This is a genomic window from Actinocrispum sp. NPDC049592, assembly GCF_040675465.1.
Classification (GTDB): Bacteria; Actinomycetota; Actinomycetes; order Mycobacteriales; family Pseudonocardiaceae; genus Kibdelosporangium.
Genome location: NZ_JBFAPA010000021.1, coordinates 144,643 through 166,790 on the forward strand (window position 1 = coordinate 144,643; position 22,148 = coordinate 166,790).

24 protein-coding genes and 1 pseudogene are annotated in these 22,148 nt (G+C 68.8%); 11 read left to right on the forward strand and 14 right to left on the reverse strand.

All coding sequences use genetic code 11. From position 1 onward, the window contains the following. Nucleotides 1-37: 37 nt before the first annotated feature. From AB0J95_RS40925 to sigE, 5 genes are all read right to left on the reverse strand, one after another. Complete coding sequence (locus AB0J95_RS40925) at nucleotides 38-1,573, reverse strand: trypsin-like peptidase domain-containing protein (RefSeq protein ID WP_364770464.1); 1,536 nt, start codon at nucleotides 1,571-1,573, stop codon at nucleotides 38-40. After that, nucleotides 1,557-2,540, reverse strand: a complete 984-nt coding sequence (locus tag AB0J95_RS40930) for a terpene synthase family protein (protein ID WP_364770466.1) — start codon at nucleotides 2,538-2,540, stop codon at nucleotides 1,557-1,559. Before AB0J95_RS40930 ends, AB0J95_RS40925 begins: the two co-directional genes overlap by 17 nt. After that, a complete protein-coding gene (locus AB0J95_RS40935) occupies nucleotides 2,537-3,094 on the reverse strand; it encodes a hypothetical protein (protein ID WP_364770468.1) in 558 nt (185 codons plus the stop codon). The genes AB0J95_RS40930 and AB0J95_RS40935 overlap by 4 nt, the downstream gene beginning before the upstream one ends. A 173-nt stretch (nucleotides 3,095-3,267) precedes the next feature. Then, nucleotides 3,268-3,858 (reverse strand): zf-HC2 domain-containing protein, encoded by a 591-nt coding sequence (locus tag AB0J95_RS40940; RefSeq protein ID WP_364770470.1) that lies wholly within the window; start codon nucleotides 3,856-3,858, stop codon nucleotides 3,268-3,270. Beyond that, entirely contained in the window at nucleotides 3,855-4,439 is a 585-nt protein-coding gene (gene sigE, locus AB0J95_RS40945) for an RNA polymerase sigma factor SigE (RefSeq protein WP_364770471.1), read from the reverse strand. The genes AB0J95_RS40940 and sigE overlap by 4 nt, the downstream gene beginning before the upstream one ends. A 217-nt stretch (nucleotides 4,440-4,656) precedes the next feature. On the opposite strand from sigE, the gene AB0J95_RS40950 reads away from it, so the two are divergent. Both AB0J95_RS40950 and AB0J95_RS40955 read left to right on the forward strand, forming a co-directional pair. Beyond that, nucleotides 4,657-5,295 (forward strand): O-methyltransferase, encoded by a 639-nt coding sequence (locus AB0J95_RS40950; protein ID WP_364770473.1) that lies wholly within the window; start codon nucleotides 4,657-4,659, stop codon nucleotides 5,293-5,295. Between the two features lie 177 nt (nucleotides 5,296-5,472). Further along, nucleotides 5,473-5,622 (forward strand): hypothetical protein, encoded by a 150-nt coding sequence (locus AB0J95_RS40955; RefSeq protein WP_364770475.1) that lies wholly within the window; start codon nucleotides 5,473-5,475, stop codon nucleotides 5,620-5,622. A gap of 79 nt (nucleotides 5,623-5,701) precedes the next feature. On the opposite strand, the gene glgC is transcribed toward AB0J95_RS40955, so the two are convergent. After that, the gene (gene glgC / locus AB0J95_RS40960; protein WP_364770477.1) at nucleotides 5,702-6,919 is read right to left on the reverse strand and encodes a glucose-1-phosphate adenylyltransferase; all 1,218 of its coding nucleotides are present in this window, start codon (nucleotides 6,917-6,919) and stop codon (nucleotides 5,702-5,704) included. 123 nt (nucleotides 6,920-7,042) lie between these two features. Here glgC and glgA point away from each other — a divergent pair, with 123 nt between their 5' ends. Together glgA and AB0J95_RS40970 are read left to right on the forward strand one after the other, a co-directional pair. After that, complete coding sequence (gene glgA, locus AB0J95_RS40965; protein WP_364770479.1) at nucleotides 7,043-8,215, forward strand: glycogen synthase; 1,173 nt, start codon at nucleotides 7,043-7,045, stop codon at nucleotides 8,213-8,215. 91 nt (nucleotides 8,216-8,306) lie between these two features. Next, nucleotides 8,307-8,516: pseudogene (locus tag AB0J95_RS40970) on the forward strand (GtrA family protein); the annotation flags it as partial. Nucleotides 8,517-8,566: 50 nt separating this feature from the next. Here AB0J95_RS40970 and AB0J95_RS40975 read toward each other — a convergent pair. Further along, nucleotides 8,567-9,718: an MFS transporter gene (locus tag AB0J95_RS40975; protein ID WP_364770481.1), complete on the reverse strand. Its 1,152-nt coding sequence runs from the start codon at nucleotides 9,716-9,718 to the stop codon at nucleotides 8,567-8,569. Between the two features lie 115 nt (nucleotides 9,719-9,833). Between AB0J95_RS40975 and AB0J95_RS40980 the strand changes: the two genes are divergently transcribed. After that, complete coding sequence (locus AB0J95_RS40980; RefSeq protein ID WP_364770699.1) at nucleotides 9,834-10,685, forward strand: LysR family transcriptional regulator; 852 nt, start codon at nucleotides 9,834-9,836, stop codon at nucleotides 10,683-10,685. Between the two features lie 129 nt (nucleotides 10,686-10,814). On the opposite strand, the gene AB0J95_RS40985 is transcribed toward AB0J95_RS40980, so the two are convergent. The 6 genes from AB0J95_RS40985 to AB0J95_RS41010 form a co-directional block, all read right to left on the reverse strand. Further along, the gene (locus AB0J95_RS40985) at nucleotides 10,815-12,290 is read right to left on the reverse strand and encodes a leucyl aminopeptidase family protein (RefSeq protein ID WP_364770483.1); all 1,476 of its coding nucleotides are present in this window, start codon (nucleotides 12,288-12,290) and stop codon (nucleotides 10,815-10,817) included. 115 nt (nucleotides 12,291-12,405) lie between these two features. After that, the gene (locus AB0J95_RS40990) at nucleotides 12,406-12,573 is read right to left on the reverse strand and encodes a DUF3117 domain-containing protein (RefSeq protein ID WP_084429709.1); all 168 of its coding nucleotides are present in this window, start codon (nucleotides 12,571-12,573) and stop codon (nucleotides 12,406-12,408) included. Nucleotides 12,574-12,896: 323 nt separating this feature from the next. Further along, nucleotides 12,897-13,448: a DNA-3-methyladenine glycosylase I gene (locus AB0J95_RS40995; RefSeq protein ID WP_364770485.1), complete on the reverse strand. Its 552-nt coding sequence runs from the start codon at nucleotides 13,446-13,448 to the stop codon at nucleotides 12,897-12,899. Next, complete coding sequence (locus AB0J95_RS41000) at nucleotides 13,445-13,756, reverse strand: DivIVA domain-containing protein (RefSeq protein WP_364770487.1); 312 nt, start codon at nucleotides 13,754-13,756, stop codon at nucleotides 13,445-13,447. Before AB0J95_RS41000 ends, AB0J95_RS40995 begins: the two co-directional genes overlap by 4 nt. Nucleotides 13,757-13,792: 36 nt before the next feature. Next, on the reverse strand, nucleotides 13,793-14,470 hold the full coding sequence (locus AB0J95_RS41005; RefSeq protein WP_364770489.1) for a permease prefix domain 1-containing protein: 678 nt from the start codon (nucleotides 14,468-14,470) through the stop codon (nucleotides 13,793-13,795). Next, nucleotides 14,452-14,790, reverse strand: a complete 339-nt coding sequence (locus tag AB0J95_RS41010) for a helix-turn-helix transcriptional regulator (RefSeq protein ID WP_364770491.1) — start codon at nucleotides 14,788-14,790, stop codon at nucleotides 14,452-14,454. The genes AB0J95_RS41005 and AB0J95_RS41010 overlap by 19 nt, the downstream gene beginning before the upstream one ends. A gap of 83 nt (nucleotides 14,791-14,873) precedes the next feature. On the opposite strand from AB0J95_RS41010, the gene AB0J95_RS41015 reads away from it, so the two are divergent. From AB0J95_RS41015 to AB0J95_RS41035, 5 genes are read left to right on the forward strand one after another with little or no spacing between them, the layout of a single operon-like run. Then, nucleotides 14,874-16,106 (forward strand): cytochrome ubiquinol oxidase subunit I, encoded by a 1,233-nt coding sequence (locus AB0J95_RS41015; RefSeq protein ID WP_364770493.1) that lies wholly within the window; start codon nucleotides 14,874-14,876, stop codon nucleotides 16,104-16,106. Between the two features lie 10 nt (nucleotides 16,107-16,116). Continuing rightward, a complete protein-coding gene (locus tag AB0J95_RS41020) occupies nucleotides 16,117-17,088 on the forward strand; it encodes a cytochrome d ubiquinol oxidase subunit II (RefSeq protein WP_364770495.1) in 972 nt (323 codons plus the stop codon). 6 nt (nucleotides 17,089-17,094) lie between these two features. Continuing rightward, complete coding sequence (gene cydD / locus AB0J95_RS41025) at nucleotides 17,095-18,606, forward strand: thiol reductant ABC exporter subunit CydD (RefSeq protein ID WP_364770497.1); 1,512 nt, start codon at nucleotides 17,095-17,097, stop codon at nucleotides 18,604-18,606. Next, nucleotides 18,603-20,024 carry an ATP-binding cassette domain-containing protein gene (locus AB0J95_RS41030; protein ID WP_364770499.1) on the forward strand — a complete coding sequence of 474 codons (1,422 nt, stop codon included), beginning with the start codon at nucleotides 18,603-18,605 and terminating at the stop codon, nucleotides 20,022-20,024. The genes cydD and AB0J95_RS41030 overlap by 4 nt, the downstream gene beginning before the upstream one ends. Continuing rightward, nucleotides 20,021-20,482, forward strand: a complete 462-nt coding sequence (locus AB0J95_RS41035; RefSeq protein WP_364770501.1) for a GNAT family N-acetyltransferase — start codon at nucleotides 20,021-20,023, stop codon at nucleotides 20,480-20,482. The genes AB0J95_RS41030 and AB0J95_RS41035 overlap by 4 nt, the downstream gene beginning before the upstream one ends. Here the strand turns inward: AB0J95_RS41035 and AB0J95_RS41040 are convergent. Then, nucleotides 20,400-21,365, reverse strand: coding sequence for a glucosyl-3-phosphoglycerate synthase (locus AB0J95_RS41040; protein WP_364770502.1), 966 nt, complete (start codon nucleotides 21,363-21,365; stop codon nucleotides 20,400-20,402). The genes AB0J95_RS41035 and AB0J95_RS41040 overlap by 83 nt on opposite strands. Before the next feature lie 100 nt (nucleotides 21,366-21,465). On the opposite strand from AB0J95_RS41040, the gene AB0J95_RS41045 reads away from it, so the two are divergent. Next, a complete protein-coding gene (locus AB0J95_RS41045; RefSeq protein WP_364770701.1) occupies nucleotides 21,466-22,137 on the forward strand; it encodes a lysophospholipid acyltransferase family protein in 672 nt (223 codons plus the stop codon). Nucleotides 22,138-22,148 lie beyond the last annotated feature (11 nt).

Here is a 22,148-nt window from a genome sequence, read left to right on the forward strand (position 1 = left end):
TCAACCTCCGCAGTCGCCCCCGCCCAGCTTACCGACTTCAGTCGGACTGCAGGACCACGTTGATTGTCATCTCCCGGCCATCCCGCACCAGCACGACCGGGACCGTGTCGCCGATCCTGTTCGCGCGCACGGCCACGGTCAGCTCCGCCGAGTTGCGCACGATGCGGTTGCCGACCTTGATGATCACGTCGCCCTCCTTGATGCCCGCCTTGGCCGCGGCACCGTTGTCGGCGACGTTCGCGGCACGCGCGCCCTGGGAGCTGCCCGCGCTGACGTCGGTGACCGCGTTCACACCGATCTCGGCGTGCTTGACCTGCCCGGTCTTGATCAGCGACTCGGCGATCACGCGGGCGTCGTTGGCCGGGATGGCGAACCCGAGGCCGATCGAGCCGCCGTCCTCGCTCGGCGCCACGATGAACGAGTTGATCCCGACCAGGGCGCCGTGGATGTCCACCAGCGGGCCACCGGAGTTGCCGTGGTTGATCGCGGCGTCGGTCTGGATGGCGTCGTACGCGACGGGCGGATCGCCGCCGTTGCCGGGCAGCAGCCGCGGCCGGTGCAGGGCGCTGACGATGCCCTGGGTGAATGTGTTGGACAGGCCCAGCGGCGAGCCGACGGCCACGACCGGGTCGCCGACGGCGAGCTGGTCGGAGTTGCCGAACTGCAGGACCGTCGGGTTGTTCACGGTCACCTTGATCACCGCCAGGTCGGTCTTGGGGTCGCGGCCGACGATCTTGGCGTCCGCGCGGCTGCCGTCCTGGAACACCGCGGTCATCTTCATCGTCGGGTCCTTGGCGACCGACTCGACGACGTGGTTGTTCGTGATGATGTAGCCCTGGCCGTCGATCACCGCGCCGGAACCGACACCGCCGGTCTGGTCGTTGCGGAACTCGATGGACACCACCGCGGGCGCCACCCGCTTGGCGACCCCGGCGATCGAGTCGGCGGACCGGTCCGGGCTGGCGTTCTGGTCCACCGGCACCAGGCTGACGTCGCTGGTCAGGTCGTTGCCCGCCTGCGCGATCCACCAGCCGACACCGCCACCTGCGGCCGCGATCACCAGCACCACCACGGCCAGCACGATCAACGCGGTCGGCTTGACCCGGCGCCCGAACAGCAGCTCAGGAACGCTCAACTGGTAGCCGCGCCCCAGCTTGGGCTTGCTCTCCGCCTCCTCGGCGGGCGCACCCACCGCGGGCGGCCCGATCATCGCGCCCGCACCCGGGTCACGCCACGGGTCGCCGCCACGAGACCACAGCGGCGACTCCGGCTGCCCGTCCGGCTGCTGATCCACCGGCGGACGCTGCAGCAGCACGTCGCCCAGCTCCGGCGGCCGGCTGAACGCGTCCACCAACGCGTCCGCAGGCGGCGGCGCCGAACGCATCTGCGGGTGGCTGCCGTTCATCGAGGACGACCGCGCGAACGCACCGTCCACCCCGGAGGGCCGCCCGAACACCGCTGCCGACGCCGGGTCCACCGGCGGCTGCCGCAACGGCCGCGGGCCGAGTCGGTCGGGGGGCGACGAGTCCGCGCCGGACTCGGGACGCGGCTCCTGCTCAGGCTGCTGGCTCATCACCGCCTAGCATCGCCCCGATCTGGTGAAAGCCCGGTGAGTCAGCCGCGTAGCGCGGTGACTCGCACAGCCAGTCGAGATGGCCGCGGGGCGCGCCGAGCAGGGTGCACGCGACCTTGCTGGTGTCCCGGGCCTGCTTGTGTGGCAACGGTCGCAGCAGGGCGGGCAGCTGCCGGGCGGCGGTGTGCATGTCCCGCAGGCGTTCCTGGATCCGGTCCACCACCCACGCGCAGCTCGCGGCGTCGTCCAGGCCCAGGTGGTGAGCGGCGACGAGCACGTAATTGTGCACGTCCCCATGTGCGGTTTCCTTTTCTCGTGAGGCTATGTCATTGCTCCAGGCGATCACGTCGATGGCGCCGTTCACCAATGTCCACCAGACATCGGTTTCGGCGATCTCCGGTGGAACTTCGACGCCGATGACCGGTTCCATCAGGTCGTACATGAACGGCCCGGCGATACAGCGGCGCAGGTCCGGATACCCGGCCAGATCCGGGACACGTTTCAGCTCCCGGTTCTCCGCCTCCTTTTCGATGGCCTGCACATAACGCAGGAAATCGTCGACGAACCGCTGCCGCCAGACCTCACTCATTCCAGGGACGGTCCGGTTCCACAATTGGGCGAACGCGCGTTGCAACGGGTTCTCACTGGGCGAGCGGACCGATTCGGCGAGGTTCGCACAGAATCGTGCGACCTCCGCGGGATTGCGGCCGAGCGCACCCTCGTCGAGTTCGTCGTCGAAATGGAACACCCAGATCAGCCATTCGGCGAACAAGGCGACCCGGTCCGGTCTGGTCTCCGGGAAGGCCCGGCTCGCGAACTCGATGAACCGCTGGCTGTCACGAAGGCCGTTGCGCTGGGCCCACCGCAGCGCGGCGCCGGCGACCGCCGGGACGTCGCGGTGGCTGCGACTCGGCGCGGCCAGCCAGGGATCCGCCGAGGTCAGGGCCAGCAGCGGGGCAACGCTCATCGGCCCGGCAGCGGCCCGAACAGCCAGTTCCCTGGGGCGCCAGGGTCGTCGCCGGTGAAGTACGCCCGCACGGCCTCGCTGAGCTCGTCGGTGCTGATCGAGCCGCTGACGTCCCGGTCGAGCCGGACGAACGCGGCCTCGGCATCTTCGGTGGCGGTGCCGAACGCCTCCTGCATGGCCTGGAACTCGGCGAACTCGATCGTGCCGTCGCCGTCGGTGTCGCACAATTCGACAATCGACTCGGCCGCGGGCAGGAAAACCTCGGCGAAATGCGGACCCTCGATAAAGGCGGCACGCATTCCCTCGGCGTATTCTTCCGGCGAAAGCCGGCCGTTGCCGTTGACATCCAGTTCGCCGACCAGCGCATCCCACAGGTCACTGAACCGATCGATCACGAACCTGCCCTTGGCCGAGGTGGGCGCCTCGGCGAAATTGACCAGGAGGCGGGCACCGAGCCCGAGAACGTCCTCCCGTTCGATGTACCCGTTGCCGTCGATATCGACCTGGGTGAATGCGCGGTCGAGTTTGCGGCTCTGCAATTCCGTCAACGCCATTCACATAGTGTGGCGGGTGCCGTCAGTGACCGGCCATTCCCTGATGGTGTGGGACGCCATCACACTCTTGCCCAAGATCGTGTGACCAGCAGTCACGACGATTGCTCCAACCGGAGAAAGTCTTAGGGCCGGACCTCATGATCGGCCCGGCCCCGCCTTGCGAGAGTGGTCTTTTAGCGGACGATCGCCCCGGGAGCGACCAGCACCGGCGCCGCGGCGGGCACGGTGTGGTGGAAGCGCGGCGCGCGCGGGGTGTCAGTGCTCGCCGCCGGTGTGCCGGAAGGGGCCACGAAGGCGAGGGCGCCCAGCATGAGGCCGGACACGACGACGCCCGCGCCCTGCGCTGTCCGACGGCCGCGGCCCAGAACGGTTGGTCCCTGTCCCAGGCGCGGCCCGGATCCTAAAGGCTGCGAGCCCAGCGGGGTCTTGGCGGCGCGGCCGGCGCGGTCCGGGCGCTGGACGGCCACGAGCTGGCCGTCCGCGGTCATCGCGAGCTCGTCCGGCAGCTCGGGAAGTTCGGTGTTCTGCGGGATCGCCTGCAACGCGGCGAGCAGGCCGAGCGGCACGGTCGGCGTGGTGGCCGTGCGCACCCGCGCGCGGGCCTGCCGCTGCGCCGCGATCTCGGTGGCGCAGCTCGGGCAGCCCTGCATGTGGGCCATCGCCCGGGCGTGGGCACTGGGGGAAAGCTCCCCGTCGACGAACGCGACGATCGCGTCCGGCAGCAGGTGCTGCTCGGGCAGGTTCCACCCGCGCAGATCGGTCATGCGGACGCCTCCCGGGTCAGTGCGCGGCGGCGCTCCAGCGAGGCGCGAAGCGCCTGGCGGCCGCGGTGGATCCGGCTGCGAACAGTACCCAGCTTCACGCCGAGAGTGGCGCCGATCTCCTCGTAGGACAGACCCTCCACGTCGCACAGCACGACCGCGGCCCGGAACTCCGGGGGCAGCTCGTCCAGCGCGGCCTGCAGGTCCGGGTCGAGGTGGGTCTCGGAGTACACCTGCTCCGGCGACGGGTCGTCCCCGGCCAGCCGGTCGGTGTCCTCGGGCAGCCCCTCCATGCGCAGCCGGGACCGGCGGCGCGCCATGTCGAGGAACAGGTTCGTGGTGATGCGGTGCAGCCAGCCCTCGAAGGTGCCCGGCTTGTACGACGCGAGCGACCGGAACACCCGGATGAAGGTCTCCTGGGTCAGGTCCTCGGCGTCGTGGGAGTTGCCGGTCAGCCGGTAGGCGAGCCGGTAAACACGGTCGGCGTGCTCGCGAACGACCTCGTCCCAGGTCGGCGGCGTCCAGGCCGGCTGGTCGTCCAGCTCGACCGGCTCCGCTATCGCGACGTCGGCTTGGCTCGTCATGAAGTCGGTATCCTCCCGCGGACTCAACTGCCCACTCGCTTGCTCAACGGCTGCGTCGTTCACGGTGTTCCCCACTTCGGCTGAAAAGACTCCCCTTGATGTCGATAGCTTCTCCGGTCGTGTTAGGGGACTCGTGAGAACAGGCTGTGGAGAACCTGAGAATTCCGGCGGTCTGGCGCCGCAGGATCGGCGGCCGGAAACGCTAACCTCGCATGTCGTGACACCCGAATGGCCGGCCGGGCTGCGGAGCTACGTCGAGGACTACCTGGCCGAGGACGACGCGCAGGCCGCCGCACGGGCGGCCGGCACCCGGCTGGGCTGCGTGCCCATCGGCCCGGCGGGCGGTGCCACCCTGCGGTTCCTGGCGGCGACACTGCGCGCGAAGGCCGTGGTCGAGGTGGGCACGGGCGCCGGGCTCAGCGGCCTGTACCTGCTGCGCGGAATGGCCGCGGACGGCGTGCTGACCTCCATCGACGTCGAGCCGGAGCACCAGGCGGCGGCCAAGAAGGCGTACGCGGCGGGCGGCTTCGGCCCCGGCCGGACCAGGCTGATCATGGGCCGCGCCCTGGACGTGCTCCCGCGCCTGACCGACGAGGCCTACGACATGGTGTTCGTCGACGCGGCCAAGACCGAGTACCCCAGCTACCTCGAGCAGGGCGTGCGGCTGCTGCGCCCCGGCGGCGTCATCGCGTTCGACAACGTCCTGTGGCGCGGGCGCGTGGCCGACCCCACCAGCCAGGATGCGGACACTCAGGCGCTGCGGGACGTCGCGCGGCTGGCCCGGGACGACGACCGGCTGGTGCCCGTGCTGCTCCCGGTGGGCGACGGCCTGCTGGTGGCGGCCAAGAAGCTCTGAACCGTCCCAGCCACAGATCGGCGGGGAGGCTGGGTCAGCCACCGAGGTAGGTCACGACGTACAGTCCGGCGCCGCCGCCGTAGGACCGTGCGTGTCGTCAGCTCCTCGGGTCCACCAGGTCAACGTAGCGGCCCCCTCCCCCGAGCGGACTGAGGTTTTCCGCAGTATGGCCCGGCGGTGTACTTCATTGTCCGGCCCGCTCCGCTGACCGAATGGGCGGTCGACCTGATGAATTTCCTCGACCTGGACCACCGCGAGTTCGGTGGTCGGCGGCCGGATGATCCCGTTGTTCCGCAGCGTGATCTCGTTGCCCGCCGACCGTGGTGATCGCTGCCGTCGTCATCGCGGTCGTGCTTTTCGTGGCCGTCCGGGTAGGCAACGGAGCAGCCCGCCGCGCCAAGGAGCCTCAGCTGACGCGGCTGCCCTTGCCGAGGACGATCACGCCGCCGCTGCTGACGGTGTACTTCTCCCGGTCGGCCTCGATGTCCACGCCGATCTGGGCGCCGTCGGCGACCATCACGTTCTTGTCCAGGATCGCCTTGCGGACGATGGCGCCCTTGCCGATCCGCACCCCCGGCAGCAGGACGCTGCCCTCCACGACCGCCCCGTCGTCGATCACGACGTCCGCGCTGACCACCGAGTCCCGCACCGAGGCGCCGGAGATGATGGTTCCCGGACCCACGATCGACTCCACCGCCGAACCGGAGTTGACGAACTTCGCGGGCGGCAACGGTGGTGTGGCCGTGCGGATCGGCCAGGCCATGTTGTAGAGGTTGAAGACGGGGTGCACGGACACGAGGTCCATGTGGGCGTCGTAGTAGGCGTCCAACGTTCCCACGTCACGCCAGTAGCCGCGGTCGCGTTCGGTGGCGCCCGGCACGATGTTGTCGTCGAAGTCGTAGACGGCCGCGTTCCCGTCGTCGACGAGCATCGGGATGATGTCGCCGCCCATGTCGTGGTCGGAGTCGGGGTTGGCCGCGTCCGCGCGCAGGGCCTCGACGAGGACCTCGGTGCGGAAGATGTAGTTGCCCATCGAGGCGAACGTCACGTCCGGGTCGTCCGGCACGTGCGGCGGGTCCAGCGGCTTCTCCAGGAACCGGGTGATCTTGCCGGTGGCGTCCGAGTCGATGCAGCCGAACGCGCGCGCCTCGGCCCGCGGCACCCGGATGCCCGCGACGGTCACCCCGAGCCCGGAGTCGATGTGCTGGTCGACCATCTGCGACGGGTCCATCCGGTACACGTGGTCGGCGCCGAACACCGCGATGTGGTCCGGCCGCTCGTCGTTGACCAGGTTGAGCGACTGGAAGATGGCGTCCGCGCTGCCGGTGTACCAGCGTTTGCCGAGGCGCTGCTGGGCCGGGACGGGCGTGACGTACTCGCCGAGGATGTTCGACAGCCGCCAGGTCGTCGAGATGTGCCGGTCCAGCGAGTGCGACTTGTACTGGGTCAGCACGCACAGCTTGCGGAAGCCGGCGTTGACCAGGTTGGACAGTACGAAGTCGACGAGCCGGTAGTTGCCGGCGAACGGGACGGCCGGCTTGGCTCTGTCGGCGGTCAGCGGCCAGAGCCGCTTGCCTTCCCCGCCCGCGAGCACGATTCCGAGGACAGAAGGCTGACCTTTCACACCTCGGCACACTAGTCGTGCGTCCGCGATCACTGCCAGGCCGAAATACCCGCCAAAGCCCGATTGCGTGATGTTCACCCGGGAGCAGCATTGCCGCCACCTCAGCAACTACGGTTATGACCTGTGCGAATCGGTCTGCTGACACGGGAGTACCCGCCGGAGGTCTACGGCGGTGCGGGTGTGCATGTGGGGTTCCTGGTGCCCAGGCTGCGGGAACTGATCGAGGTGGACGTGCACGCGTTCGGGGCGCCGAGACCGGACGCGTTCGCCCACAACCCCGCGCCGGGGCTGGAACACGCCAACGCGGCGCTGCAGACGCTGTCGGTCGACCTGGCCATGACGGCCGCGACCGACGGTGTCGAGCTGCTGCACTCCCACACCTGGTACGCCAACATGGCGGGGCATCTGGGCAAGATCCTGCACGGTGTGCCGCACGTGATCACCGCCCACTCGCTGGAGCCGAGACGGCCGTGGAAGGCCGAGCAGCTCGGCGGCGGCTACCGGTTGTCCTCGTGGGTGGAGCGGACCGCGTACGAGGCGGCGGACGCGATCATCGCGGTGAGCGAGGGGATGCGGGCCGACGTGCTGGACTGCTACCCCGCGTTGGACCCGGCCAAGGTGCACGTCGTGCGCAACGGGATCGACTCGGCCGCGTACCACCCGGTGACCGAGACCGACGCGCTGGAGTCGTACGGGATCGACCCGGAGAAGCCGATCGTGGCGTTCGTCGGGCGGATCACCCGGCAGAAGGGCGTCGGCCACCTGATCGCCGCCGCACACCGGCTGGACCCGGGCGCACAGCTGGTGCTCTGCGCGGGTGCCCCGGACACGCCGGAGATCGCCGAGGAGACTCGCGCGGCCGTCGCCGAGCTGGCGGAGTCCCGCGACGGGGTGTTCTGGATCCAGAAGATGCTGCAGCCCGCAGAGGTCCGGCAGGTGCTCAGCCATGCGACGGTGTTCGTCTGCCCGTCGGTGTACGAACCCCTGGGCATCGTGAACCTCGAAGCCATGGCCTGCGGAACCGCGGTCGTCGCGTCGGATGTCGGCGGCATCCCCGAGGTCGTCGACCACGACAACACGGGGCTGCTGGTGCACTACGACGAGCACAGCGTCGAGGCGTACCGCGAGGGCCTGGCCGACGCGATCAACGTGTTGCTCAGGGATCCGTCGAGGGCGCAGGCGATGGGCCAGGCCGGCCGGGACCGTGCGGTGAACGAGTTCGCGTGGTCGACAGTCGCCGCCCAAACTGTCGATATCTACAGGTTGGTCCTGCCTGAGAGCACTTTCAGTGAGTGAGGTGAAGTCTCGAGGTGTGAGGCGGATCTTCACCAGGTACACGATGGCGTCGCTGCTCGCGACGGGCATCAGCCAGGTCGTCCTCCTGGTCATGTACTGGACCTGGGAGAGCAACGCGATGACCGCCAGCACCGTCGCGTTCCTGGTCGGTGCCGTGCCGCACTTCTTCCTGATCCGGCACTGGGCGTGGGGCAACAAGGGCGCCGAGGGGCGTACCACCGAGATCGTCGCCTACGTCGTGGTGACGGCCGCGGGTGGCGCGCTGTCGATCCTGATCACCACCGGCATGGACTGGGTGCTGGCGCCGCTGATCGACGACCGCGGCTGGCGGACCGTCGGCCTGGTGATCACCTACGTGGCCAGCGGTGCCCCGGTCTTCCTGCTCAAGTTCTTCGCCCTGGACAAGGTGTTCCGGCGGCCGGCCAGCAAGACGCCCAACGCGGCGAGCGCCAGCCAGGACCCCGACACCAAGGCGAGCGAGGTCCAGCCCCACGCCGCGTAGATCGCGGTGCCCACGGTCCCGCCGACGCACGCACCGGCGTAGTACGCGCCGGTGTACAGGCCCGAGGCGGGGCCTTTGTCCGGCGCGGCCAGGTTCACCCACCCGCCCGCGGCCGCGTGCGCCGCGAAGAAGCCCGTTGTGATCAACACAAAGCCCACCGCGATCACCACGACCGAATCGGCGATCGTGACCAGCACGCCCAGAGCCATCACGCCGAGCCCGCCAAAAAGGACATAGTGCTTGGTGGTCACGCGCCCGAACACCGCCGAGGACACGCCACCGATCGCGTACGACGGGAACACCAGCGACGCCAGCTGGGGACTCAACTCCAGCGGCGGTGCGGCGAGCCGGAACCCGATCGAGTTGTACAGCGCCACGAACGACCCCATCCCGAGCGCCGCGACCGCGTAGAGCGCCAGCAGGATCGGCTTGTTCACTGCGGGCCGCAGCCGGATGCCCTGGCGCTTCGGTCGCGGATCGCCCTTGGGCAGCGTGCGGATCAGCACGATCGTGGCCACCGCGGCCAGCACCGCGACGATCCCGATGCCCTCCCGCCAGCCGCCGACCTGCCCGGCCACCAGCCGGCCGGTCATCCCGCCGAAGGTGTTCCCGGCGATCAGCATGCCAATGGCGTGGATTTTGTTTTGCTCGGCCAGGTACGCCATGGCGACCGCGGGAAATCCGGCGAGCGCCAGCCCTTGCACCGCCCTAACCGCGACGAGTGCCCCGAACGACGGCAGCACCGGTATGACCAGACCGAGCAGCGCGGCAATCACGACGGACATAAGCACGACCGGCCGCCGCCCGGTGATTTCCGAGAGCAGGGAAAGCGGAATCACACCGAGCGCGAGCGCACCGGTCGCGATCCCTACGACAAGCGAAGCCTGGCCGGGCGAAATCCCAAAGTCGGCGGCGAGCTGCGGCAGAACCGGTTGCGGCGCGTACAGCAGGGCAAAACTCGCGAGTCCGCCCGCGGTGACACCAACGGTTATCCGGTCCACGAAAGGTCACGCTAGGCCGGTGGAATTCATACGTCCAATACGGCACGATGTGGTTATTGATACGCCGTCGCATGAGTCGGAATGGCTGGCCGCGTCGATCGCGCCGCGGCTGGCCATGCTGCGTGCGCTCGCCACCGAGGGGACGATCACCCGCGCGGCCGAACGCCTCGGTGTGCCGCAGCCGACGGTCAGCCGGTGGCTGGTGGCCCTCGGCGAGGAGGTCGGCTCGCCGCTGGTGGTCAAGGACGGGCGCGGGGTGCGGCTGACCCGCGCGGGGTTGTTGCTGGTCGAGGCGGCGACATCGGCGATGGGCGCGCTGGAGGCGGGCACCCGGCGGGTCACCGAGGAGGTCGACCCCGAGTGCGGCCGGGTGGTGCTGGGGTTCCTGCACATGCTCGGCCGGTCGCTGGTGCCCGAGCTGGTCCGGGCGTTCCGCTCGCACCATCCGCACGTCCGGTTCCGGCTGGTGCAGTCGAGCCGGAACGAGATCGTCGAGCTGCTGCGCACCGGCGAGGTCGACCTCGGCTTCTTCGGCCCGCCGCCGGAGGACCCGGTGCTGGCCTGGGAACCGTTGCAGCGCCAGGAGCTCAAGCTGATCCTGCCGGCCGGGCACCGGCTGGCCGGGCGGACCAAGGTGCGCATCGCCGAGCTGGCCGACGAGGACTTCATCGGCCTGGAGCAGGGGTTCGGGCTGCGGCAGCTGACCGACGAGCTGTGCGCGGCGGCCGGGTTCACCCCGCGGATCACGTTCGAGGGGCAGGAAAGCGACACCGTGCGCGGCCTGGTCGCCGCCGACCTCGGTGTTGCCCTGCTGCCCGTGGCCGAACACCCGGTGCCCGGTCTCGTCGAGATCCCGGTGACGCCGAAGGCCGCCCGCCTGGTCGCCCTCGCCTGGCCCGCCCACGACCACCTGGCCCCGGCCGTCCGAGCCTTCCGCGACTACGCCCTCACCAAAGCCCGCGACTGACCCGCGTGTCCCACACCCGCCGCCCCCGTGTCCCACACCCGCCGCCCTCGAAATCTCCGTTGAGGGGAGATTTCGGGGGCCACGAATGTGGGACACGGGGGCCGTGAACGTGGGACACGCGGGTTCGGGCTAGGCGTAGGAGGCGACGAACTCGACGAGGGTGCGGGTGGCGAAGCCGGTGGCGCCCGGGACGACCTCGTCGAACACCTTGTCCGACCGGGCCGGGCCGGCGATGTCCATGTGTGCCCAGGGCAGGCCGCCGGTGAACTTCTGCAGGAACAACGCGGCCGTGATGCCGCCGGGCCCGGGTGGGCACTGGCGCCAGTCGGCGATGTCGCTGGCCACGTCGTCGTCGAGGTCGGCCAGCAGCGGCATCCGCCACCAGGCCTCCCCGCACCGCTCACCCGCGTCGATGACCCGCGCGGCGATGTCGTCGGTGTTGGCGAACAGGCCGCCGATCCGCGTGCCCAGCGACAGCTTCATCGCGCCGGTCAGCGTGGCCACGTCGACCAGCACGTCCGCCTTGAGCTTGCGCACCGCGTACCCGAGCGCGTCGGCCAGCACCATCCGCCCCTCGGCGTCGGTGTTGCTGACCTCCGTGGTCTGCCCGTCGTAGTGCCGCACGATGTCCCCCGGCCGGTACGCCGACCCGGAGACGTGGTTCTCCGCCAACGGGACCAGCCCGGTCACCCGCACCGGCAACCCCAGCCGCGCGACCGTGACCAGGGCGGCGATCACCGATGCGCCGCCGCACATGTCGGTCCGCATCAGGTGCATGCCATCCGCGGGCTTGATCGAGATGCCGCCGGTGTCGAACGTGATGCCCTTGCCCACCAACGCGATGTGCGGGCCGGCCGCCTTGGCCGGGGACCAGGTCAGCGTGACGAACCGCGGCGGCCGGGAGGAGCCGCCGCCGACCGCCAGCACGCCGCCGAACCCCTCGGCCGCCAGCCACTTCTCGTCGTACACGTTCACCGTCAGCCCGGGCAGCTGCGAGGCCAGCTTCACCGCGGTGTTCGCCAGCCAGGCCGGGTCCTTGACGTTGGATGGGGTGTTGCCCATGTCGCGCGTGGCCGTCGTGCCCGCCGCGAACGCCGACGCCCGGGACGCGGCCGTCCGCAAGGGTTCCAACTGGCCTGGTTCCCCCACGACCAACCGGAGCGTCCGCAGCCGCGGTTTGGGCGCATTCGCGCTCACCAGGTACCGATAACCGCCCAGGCTGACACCCAGCACGAGCTCCGCGACCTCGGCCGCGCCCGCCTCGGGCGGCAGGGTCAGCTGGAGCGCACGCGTCACCCGGCGGCCCGCGTCGGCGTCGGACGACGCCCGCGACTCGAAGGCCCGCACGAGGGCGGCACCGGCCTTGCGCCACTGCTGCGGTTCGCCGTCGCCGATCCCCGCGACCCAGCGGATCCCGGCGCCGTGCGTGGCCGCGGTGTGCACCTCACCGGCCTTGCCGGTCAGCCCGACCGCCTCGGCCCAGTCGGGCCCGAGGTCGGCACCGCCCGGCCCGAGCAGCGGTGCGAACGCGTCCTCACCCGAGCGGGCGAGGACGACGACGGGCAGGCCACGACGTGGCTGGACGGCCACCTCGATGTCCGGCATCGGGCTCGGTAACGACGGCACCGGCGTGCGCAAAACCAACTACCCCCTTGGGTTGAGACGTGACGCGGCCCCGGCTCCAGCAGGGAGACCGGGGCGCGGTTGGCCTTGGACGATGTCAGCCGGCGGCGGCTTTCAGCGCGTCCCCCAGGGCGCTGGCCTCGTCCGGTGACATCTCCACGACGAGTCGCCCACCACCCTCCAGTGGGACGCGCATCACGATGCCCCGACCCTCCTTAGTCACCTCGAGGGGACCGTCACCGGTCCGGGGCTTCATGGCCGCCATAGCGTGCTCCCTCCGTCATAGCCTGCCCACCGCGACCGGGTCCACCAGTCGTGGTTAGTCGACATTCTCTCCTATCCACTCACCGCGACGAAATCGAACCGATCTTTTGCGTGTCGTTTGGTTACCACCGGCCGACCGGCAGTGACGGATTCCTGGTGGGGCGTCTACATGCGACAACATCCGGTCACACCGGGCGCGCGCCGCGACACGCCGAAGAGCGACACGCCGGAACCGATTGTTCACAGCCGTTCGGTAACGAGCTGGTCACGCTCTCACACCATCCTCACGATTGTTGCCAACGATGGACAACACCGAATTCCCGGCTATTTCGACTTCGCCCGCCAGCACGCGGCGATATGGTCGTCGACGATCCCAGTCGCCTGCATCAGCGCGTAACAGGTGGTCGGTCCGAGGAACACGAAACCCCTTCGTTTCAGCTCCTTGGCCATGGCCTTGGACTCGTCGGTGACCGCGGGCACCTCCCCCATCGACCTCGGCCGCCGGTGCCGCCTGGGCGCGAACGACCAGAGCAGCTCGTCCAAGGGCACGTCCAGCTCGGCGACCGCGTTGGCGTTGTGGATGGCCGCGTTGATCTTGGCCTTGTTGCGCACGATCCCGGCGTCGGCCATCAGCCGGTCCCGGTCGGCGTCGGTGAACTCGGCCACCAGCTTGGGGTCGAACCCGGCGAAGGCGGCCCGGAAGTTCTCCCGCTTGCGCAGGATGGTGATCCAGGACAGGCCGGACTGGAACGACTCCAGGCACAGCCGTTCGTACATCGCGTTCACACCATGAAGTGGTGTGCCCCACTCGTCATCGTGGTAGGCGACGTAGTCCGGCGTGGAGTTCGCCCAGGCACAGCGGACCCTCTCTTTCACTGGGCCGCCGCCTGTTCGTCGTGCTGCTCCTCGAGCTCGGCGACCCGGGCGCGCAACCCGTCGATCTCGTCGCCCAGCCGCCGCAGCACCCAGTCCACCTCGGACATCTTGTAACCCCGCAGCACCATCTGGAACCGCACCGCCCTGAGGTCATCCGAGGAGATGTCCTCGGCGGGCAGCCGGGTCGGTGACGCGCCGGGCGGCAACGGCGGCAGCTCCTCCCCACGGCCGAAGAGCACCGACGCGAGCAGGAACACCACCGCCGCCACGAAGACCATGACGACGAGGTAGAACAAAGCGGTGGTCACGGGCGCAATCTTGCCACCCGGGTACGACATTCCGCGTCACACGCAGAAGCTGGCCGTTCTACGGGCCATCACGGTGAGCCGGATGAGCGCCGTGAAGGAGATCACCCCGGCTAGGAACAGCGCCGGTGAGTTGAACATCCGGCCCGGGTCGAACCAGGCCGTGGCGACGAACAGCGCGGTACTGGCCAGCAGTGCGGCCGTCATGGCGGTCAGCGCGACACCGGCGACACAACGGGCGACCAGGCACGTGTCGGTGGTGCGGCGGGACCAGAACCGGCCGACCAGCAGGGCCAGCGCGGTGGCGACGGCGACCGCCCACGACATGGTGTCGTTGAGCTGGGTGAAGATGTAGTACCAGCTGGGCGGCGGCACACCCGGGAAGTTCTCCCACGGGCCGAACCAGATCATCCGGGTCAGCTCCCAGAGCAGGTTCGCCCCCGGCAATACGAGCAGGATCGACCGCAGCGTGCGGGCGCCGTACGCGACGGCCAGTTCGGCCTGGTAGTCACGGGCGATCTGCGGCGCGGGGCCGAACTCGTCGACCGCCCGGCGTTCGGCGTCCTGCGCGCACAGCCCAGCCTCGCGATAGCACTCGGCGGCGTCCTCCAGGCTGTCGCGGGCCTCGGTCAGCAGGTCGAGCTTGGCGCGCTTGTCCCCGCGCAGCCGTAAGCCCAGATCGGCGACATAGTCCTCGATCACGCCTGCGCCGGCCATGGGCCCTCCCCGAGTACGCCCTCGATCGCCGCCGTGAACTCGCGCCATGCGGTGCGTTCCTGCATCAGCGCTCGCTGCCCGGCCTTGGTCAGATGGTAGGTACGGCGCTGACGGCCGGAGACAGTGCTCCACTCACTGGCCACGTACCCGGCCCGCTCGAGCCGGCGCAGCGCCGGGTAGACGGTTCCGGTGGGCAGGTCGAGCGCACCGCCGCTGCGCAGCTGCAATGCCTCGATGATCGCGTATCCGTGCAGCCTCGTTCCGTCGAGCGTGGCCAGCAGCAGAGCGTCGAGATGTCCTCGGAGCACATCCGGCTTCATACGTAGCGAGTCTACGGGTTGAAGGTCACATCGCCCACCCCGAATCAGTAGATAAGTAGGTCCGCTACATGTAGCTTGTCGACATGGGCACAGTCACTCTGGGGAGACTGCAGTTCGCCACCACGACCTCGCTGCACTTCCTGTTCGTTCTGCTCACCCTCGGGCTGGTGACGCTCGTCGCGGTGTCGCAGACCCGCGCGCACTTCAGCCGCAACCCCGTTCACCTGCGCATGACGCGGTTCTGGGGGCACATCTACGTGATCAACTACGTGCTGGGGATCGCGACCGGGATCGTGATGGAGTTCCAGTTCGGGCTCAACTGGACCGGGCTGACCGCGTTCGCCGGGGACGTGTTCGGCGCGCCGCTGGCCATCGAGACGCTGGTGGCGTTCTTCCTGGAGTCCACGTTCCTGGGGCTGTGGATCTTCGGCTGGGGACGGCTGCCGCGCGGGCTGCACCTGGCGTTGATCTGGCTGGTGACAGCGACCGCCTACGCGTCCGCCTTGTGGGTCATGGTGGCGAACTCGTTCCTGCAGAACCCGGTGGGGTACACGGTCTCCGACGGCACCGCGCACCTCACCTCGTTGAGCGCGTTGATGTCCAACCCGGCCCTGTGGACCGCGTTGGGGCACTTGCTGTCGGCGGCGCTGCTGGCCGGTGGCGTGCTGGTGGCCGGGATCAGTGCTTACCACTTTCTCAAGCGGACCAAGGAGATCGAGTTCTTCCGGCGGTCACTGCGGCTGGGGCTGGTGGCCGCCACCGTCGGCGCGACCATGGTGATCGGCCTTGGCTTCAGCCAGTTCGACGTGCTCCGGCGGGTTCAGCCGGCGAAACTGGGCTCGGACGCCGAACGCGCCGCGGCGCAGGCGATCGGCGAGGCGCGGTTCGGGCCGGGCGATTACCTGCCGCCCAAGGGAATCGGGACGTTTCTCGAGGTGATGATGAACCTCGGGTTCCTGCTGTACCTGATCGTCGCGGTGGCTTTGGTGCTGTGCTTCCGGAGCTGGATCGAGCGGTGGCGCATCCCGATGTACGTCCTCGTGGGAACCATCCCCCTGCCGTTCATCGCGGCCTTGTGCGGGTGGTATTTCCGCGAAATGGGGCGGCAGCCTTGGGTGGTCAACGGTCTTCTGAAAACTTCGGACGCGGTTTCAGATGTCTCGCCGGGCACGATGCTGGGTTCGTTCATCGCTTTCACGGCTGTGTTGATCGGGCTCGCCGTGACCAACTGGGTGCTGATCGCGCGGGTGGCCCGCCGCGGTCCTCAGCCGGACACGCTGGAAGCCCTTCCTCCGGTTCCCGCCATGAGTCTGTGAGGTCTGTTCCATGTGGACTGTGACATTGGCCGTGCTCGCGGCCGGGTACTTCGCTCTGGCGGGATACGACTACGGGACTGGGGTTCTGCTCCGGCTGATCGGGCGGGACCAGGACCAGCGGCGGCACGTTCTCGGCGCCGGCGGGCCGTTCTTTCTCGGCAACCAGGTGTGGCTGGTGGCGTTCGCCGGGGTGTTGCTGGGGATTTTCCCCAAGCTGGAGGCGCGGCTGTTCGCCGGGGCTTATCCAGTAGTGCTGGCGACCGTTCTCGGGGTGGTCGTGTTCACCGTGGCGGTGCAGTTGCGCGGCCGGCTCGCTCTGGGGCGCAAGGAGTTCTGGGACATGCTGATCACCGTGGGCGCGGTGGTGACCAGTGTCGGCTGGGGTGTTGTGTTGGGGGCGGTTTTGCAGGGGCTTCCGTTGGGGGACAACGGGTATCCGACCGGGGACTTCTCGGGTTTGTTGACGCCAGTGTCGCTGCTTTTCGGGGTGGCGATGTTCGCGCTGTTCACCGTGCATGGGGCCGCGTTTCTGGCGATGCGGGCGCCGGAGGTGTTGGCGCGGCGGGCTTCCCGGGTCGGGCGGATGCTCGTGCTGCCTTGTGTGGTCGCGATTGTCGCCGCTGTGGGCAGCGTTTTCCTGTCGGTGCAGGTCGCTCAGCCTGGGTGGGCGTTGGCCGGGGCATTCGCGGTGATCCTGTTGGTGCTGGCCGCGGGGTGGACCATGGGTTCGCGGACTGCCTTCGTGTGTATGGCTTTCGCTTGCGGGCTGCCGGTGCTGGTGGTGGGGATCGCGCACTCGCCGGACATTCTGGTGTCCTCTTTGGATGGTGGCCGTGATCTGGCGTTCGCCGAGGCGAGTTCTTCGGCGGAGACGTTGTCACAGGTCGGCTGGCTGGCGTTGCCAGTGGTCCCGGTGGTGATCGCGTTCCAGGTGATGACGTGGTGGGCGTTCCGCAACGATCGCGCCAGATTGTTCTGGTAGGCCGCCATGCCCTCGCTCCCCGGCTTACGCCGGTACCTGTATACACTTTGTATACAAGCTGTATGCACGTCGTGCGCGATCGTTGTACAAGGGGAATTTCTGGCCCGGCTGCTGACCGGCAGCGTCTGGCTGGCGTTGCCTGTCGCCGCTTTGGCCTGCCGCGGGTTGCTTGTGTGGGCGCAGGAGCGGACTTCCGCGCGGTTCGCCGCCGCCACAACGACTTTCCTGCGCTCCCGGGTGCTGCGGTCGGGGAGCGGCGAGCGGACCGTGCTGGTGACCCGCGGGATCGACGCCGTCGGGCCTTGTCTGACCGGGTACCTGCCGCAGCTCGTGGTGTCCGCGGTCGTGCCGATTGCCGTGCTGACCTGCTTGTTCGTCGCCGACTGGACCTCCGCGCTGATCATCGCCGCCACCATGCCGCTGGTACCGGTGTTCGCGATCCTGGTCGGCAAGCACACCGTGCGCCGGACCGAACGCCAGTGGGCGCTGCTTTCCCGGCTGGGTGGTCATTTCCTGGACGTCGTACGCGGCCTGGAGACGTTGGTGCTGTTCAAACGGGCCGGTTTCCAGGCCGGGATCGTTCGCTCGATCGCCCACCAGCACGCCACCGCGACCATGCGCACTCTGCGGATCGCGTTCCTGTCGTCGCTGGTTCTGGAGCTCGTCGCGACCCTGTCGATCGCCTTGGTGGCAGTCCCTGTCGGATTGCGCTTGCTGTCAGGTGGCATTGATCTCCATACGGCACTCCTCGTGTTGTTGTTGGCACCAGAGGCTTTTGTTCCGTTGCGGGCAGCTGGAGCCCGGTTCCACGCCGCCGCCGAGGGCCTCGCGGTCCTCAAGGAGGTCCTCGCTCTGCCCGAACCTCGTTGCACCACAACGACAACTGCGCGCCCACCCGACCTGCGGACCGCGAAGATCACCCTGGAGGACGTCACCGTCCAGTACCCAGGCCGTGACACACCAGCGTTGCGCAACTTCTGGCTGACGGTCGCCCCAGGCGACCGAATCGCTCTGGTCGGACCAAGCGGCGCCGGGAAGAGCACGGTGTTGTCTGTCGTCCTCGGCCTCGCCGAACCCGTGTCGGGCCGCGTCCTGATCGGTGACGCTGACCTCCGTGAGATCGCCCCTTCCGATTGGCACACCAGAATTTCGTGGCTGCCACAGAATCCGTGGCTGCTTGCCGCTCCCATCGCCGACAACATCCGTTTGGCGCACCCTCATGCGACCGATGACGAGATCGCCGAAGCCGCAAGGCAAGCCGCATTGACCGTGCCGCTCACCGCTCAGGGCCGCGAATTGTCCAGCGGTGAACGTCAACGAGTCGCTCTCGCCCGCGCGCTCGTTCGCCCGGACACGTCGTTGGCCCTTCTCGACGAGCCCACCGCAAGACTCGACGTGACAACAGAACAAGCGGTGCTCAGCGCCAGCCGCCGGATTCTCCACGGCAAAACCGCCCTCGTCGTGGCCCACCGCCCGGCGATCCTGCCGGAAACAGACCGGGTGGTGCGCATCGGATGACAAGACTCGTTCTGGCCGGTTGCGCAGCCGTTCTTGCCGAGGTCGCGGGAATCGCGCTCGCGGGAACGGCTGCCTGGTTGATCGTGCGCGCGTCCGAACAGCCGCCTCTGGCCGCGCTCTCGGTGGCGGTTGTCGTGGTGCGAGCATTGGCTGTCAGCCGTGGGTGTTTGCGCTATGTCGAGCGCCTGACTGGGCATTCCGCTGTGCTGCGAACTCTTGCCGAGCTTCGAGGCCGGGTCTATGAGGCTTTGGTGCGTCGACGGGACGTCCGGGAAGGCGACGCACTCACCCGAGTTGTGTCCGATGTGGACGCTTATCAGGACGCGTTGTTGCGGTGCCTGGTTCCCGCGATGGTTGCCACTGTCGTTGGTATTGCAGGGATAGCGGTGACGGGTTCAATTGTACTCGCATGCGGTTTGGTTCTGACGGGTATTGTGTTGCCGGGGCTGTCGGCGATGGCCAGCAGACGCGCGGGGCAGCGGAGTGTTGCCGCGCGGGCACGGCTCGCAGACCACGCCGTGGATCTTGAGCGCGGAGCCCCGGAACTCGCCGTTTACGGCGCTACCGAACGGAAACTGCGGCAGGCCGAGGCCGCGGCGAAGGTGCTGGCCGATGCCGAGCGGCAGACACTGCCACTTGGCGCACTGTCCACGACCGTCCACAGTGGAACAGTACTTGCCGTGCTGCTGACCACCGACGCGTCGGCTCCGGCGCGTGCCGCGATCACGCTCGCGGTGCTCGCCGGACTGGAGGTGTTCGTTCCGCTGACGGCCGCCGCCGCGCGTTGGGTTGAGGTGCGTCCGTCGGTGGAACGAGTCCGAGAACTGCTGACCGGACCGTCCACCCCGGACCGTCCGGCGCCGGAACTGGTCCCCGAAAAGCACATCGCCGTCATCGGACCCAGCGGAGCCGGAAAGTCGACCCTCCTCAAGGCGATCGCGAGGCGCTGTCCGGGCGCCGTCGGCGCGATGGCCGGCGCACACATCTTCACCACGACCGTCCGCACGAACCTGACCTTCGCCCGCGAGGGGATCACCCAGGCCGACCTGGACGAAGTCGCCCGATTAGTCCGGTTGGACGGGTGGATCGGGTCGCTGCCGGACGGCTGGGACACCGAGATCACCGCTGAGACGATCTCCGGCGGCCAGCGTCAGCGCCTCGTCCTCGCCCGCGCCGTGCTCGCCGACGCGCAGATCCTGCTGCTCGACGAGCCCGTCGAAAGCCTCGAACCCCAGCAAGGCGACGAAATCCTCGCGGACATCCTCGCCCGGTACCGAGACCGCGCCGTCGTCCTGGTCACCCACCGGCCCGAGCACATTCGTGGCTTCGAGGATGTCGTGACGATGGCCGATGGCGAGATCACTTGGCGCGGTTCCGCGAAAATGATTTCCCAGGACCGCATAGAGTCGGCCGTGTGAACGAGGTGACGCTTGCCGGACCGGACGACTGGAGCGCCTACCGGGAGATCCGGCTGGCCGCGCTCACCGACGCACCGCAGGCCTTCGCGTCTACTTTGGACCGCGAGACAGCGCTCACCGAAACCGAGTGGCGCCAACGCCTGCAGAACTCCGCGACGTTCTTCGGCTACCGCGACGGCAAGCTCCTCGCCCTGGCCGTCGGCCTGCCCCAGCCTGACGGAACCGCGGAAATCGTTAGCGTATGGGCACATCCGAGCGCACGCGGCACCGGCCTGGCCCGTGCGACGATCGAGGCCGTCCTGAACTGGGCCGCCGACCGGCCGAGCGTCGGCTTGTGGGTCGCGGAGGACAACCCGGGTGCGGAGAAGCTCTATGTCACCCTTGGTTTCCGTCGCACCGGCGAGCAGCAGCCCCTCCCCAACGACCCCGCACGCCTGGAGTTCCGGCTGACCCGCTGACCTCGCGCATCGGCGGCCGGTCGGCCACCAGGATGTCCGTTGTGTCGGGCAGCCATTCGCCCGCGACCTGCACGAACTGCGTGAACTCCCTGGTCTGCGCGTCGATCTCACAGCGGGTGAGCATCGTGCCGAGGATCTGGCTGGCCATCACACCGAGTTGCTGCAGGTTGCGGTTGCGGTGCTTGCGCACACCCAGGTTGACCTGCGCGATCGCGTCCAGCCCGTAGAGCCGGTGCGCATCCAGCAGAAGCCCGATCTCCACGCCGTACCCAGCCGCGAACGGGACCTTCTCCAAGAACTCGCGGGTGCCCGCGTACTCGCCGCCAAGTGGTTGCACCAAACCGGAAAGCTCCGGCCGCAACGCCGACAACAACGGCCGCGCAAGCAGTTCGGTGACCCGGCCGCCGCCGTGCTCGGTCTCCAGCCGCAACGGCCTGCGGTAAAAACCCTTCACCAAGTGGACATCCGGCACGGTCAGCAACGGACCGAGCAAAGCGGGCACGAACCCCGGATCGGGCTCGACCAGGTCGGCATCCAGGAACACGATCAGGTCGCCGGTCGTCGCGGCGAGCGACCGCCAGAGCACCTCCCCCTTCCCCGGCAACGGTTCCAGCCCCGGCAGGACCTCCTCCCGGCGCACCACCCGTGCTCCGGCAGCAGCAGCGACTTCCGCCGTCCGGTCGGTGGACCCGGAGTCCATCACGACGACTTCGTCCACTAGACCGTCGAGCGGCAGCACGCTCTCCACGACCTGCCCGACCGTCTTCTCCTCGTTGAGCGCCGGCAGCACCACACTGACCGTGCGGCCACCTTTCGGCAGGTCAGCCCACCTGGGGTCCTGCCACGTCCGGGTGCCGAACCAGTCCTTCGCCGCGCGATCCACCCTTCGACCATAGATCGGTTACCTACTGCAACCAGTGTTTAACCGGTCACCCATGGGCCGACGATTAGAGTGGAAGCACGCTCACCGCAGGAGGCTCATCGTGCTGTACCGCGCGCTCAAGTGGCTGCTCGGCCTGATCGCCAAGGTCGTGTTCCGGCCGGACATCACCGGGGTGGAGAACGTCCCGGCGAAAGGTGCGGTGATCCTGGCGAGCAACCACCTGTCCGTGATGGACTCGATCATCATCCCGCTGGTGATCCCGCGGCAGGTGAACTTCCTGGCGAAGGAGGAGTACTTCGTCGGCAAGTCGCCGATCAAACGGCTGCGCACCGCGTTCATGCGGACCATCGGCCAGATCCCCGTGCAGCGCGGGCAGGCGCGCGCGGGCCTCGAGGCGCTGAGCGTCGCCGGCGAGGTCCTGGCTCGCGGAGGCATCTTCGGTATCTACCCGGAAGGCACCCGGTCGCTGGACCTCCGGCTGTACCGAGGCCACACCGGCGTGGGGCAGCTCGCGTTGACGAGCGGCGCCCCGGTCGTGCCGATGGCGCTGATCGGGACCGAGAAGATCCAGCGTCCCGGCCAGAAGTGGCCGCGGCCCGCGAAGGTGACCGTGCGGATCGGCAAGCCCCTCGACTTCTCGCGGTACGACGGCATGGCCGCCTCCCCCGCCATCCGCCGCGCCGCCACCGACGAGATCATGTACGCGATCATGGAACTCTCCGGCCAGGAATACGTGGACACCTACCACAAGCGCCCCGACGCAGCCGCCTGACAGTCTCCCTG

Bases quoted from the DNA above. Each gene is read 5' to 3' on its own strand.
- AB0J95_RS40925 (WP_364770464.1), bottom strand. From the start codon at position 1,573: ATGAGCCAGCAGCCTGAGCAGGAGCCGCGTCCCGAGTCCGGCGCGGAC.
- AB0J95_RS41015 (WP_364770493.1), top strand. From the start codon at position 14,874: ATGGGCACAGTCACTCTGGGGAGACTGCAGTTCGCCACCACGACCTCG.
- sigE (WP_364770471.1), bottom strand. From the start codon at position 4,439: ATGACGAGCCAAGCCGACGTCGCGATAGCGGAGCCGGTCGAGCTGGAC.
- AB0J95_RS41020 (WP_364770495.1), top strand. From the start codon at position 16,117: ATGTGGACTGTGACATTGGCCGTGCTCGCGGCCGGGTACTTCGCTCTG.
- AB0J95_RS40930 (WP_364770466.1), bottom strand. From the start codon at position 2,540: ATGAGCGTTGCCCCGCTGCTGGCCCTGACCTCGGCGGATCCCTGGCTG.
- cydD (WP_364770497.1), top strand. From the start codon at position 17,095: ATGCCCTCGCTCCCCGGCTTACGCCGGTACCTGTATACACTTTGTATA.
- AB0J95_RS41030 (WP_364770499.1), top strand. From the start codon at position 18,603: ATGACAAGACTCGTTCTGGCCGGTTGCGCAGCCGTTCTTGCCGAGGTC.
- AB0J95_RS40985 (WP_364770483.1), bottom strand. From the start codon at position 12,290: ATGCCGGACATCGAGGTGGCCGTCCAGCCACGTCGTGGCCTGCCCGTC.
- AB0J95_RS41005 (WP_364770489.1), bottom strand. From the start codon at position 14,470: ATGGCCGGCGCAGGCGTGATCGAGGACTATGTCGCCGATCTGGGCTTA.
- AB0J95_RS40935 (WP_364770468.1), bottom strand. From the start codon at position 3,094: ATGGCGTTGACGGAATTGCAGAGCCGCAAACTCGACCGCGCATTCACC.
- AB0J95_RS41010 (WP_364770491.1), bottom strand. From the start codon at position 14,790: ATGAAGCCGGATGTGCTCCGAGGACATCTCGACGCTCTGCTGCTGGCC.
- AB0J95_RS40940 (WP_364770470.1), bottom strand. From the start codon at position 3,858: ATGACCGATCTGCGCGGGTGGAACCTGCCCGAGCAGCACCTGCTGCCG.
- AB0J95_RS40980 (WP_364770699.1), top strand. From the start codon at position 9,834: ATGCTGCGTGCGCTCGCCACCGAGGGGACGATCACCCGCGCGGCCGAA.
- AB0J95_RS40990 (WP_084429709.1), bottom strand. From the start codon at position 12,573: ATGGCGGCCATGAAGCCCCGGACCGGTGACGGTCCCCTCGAGGTGACT.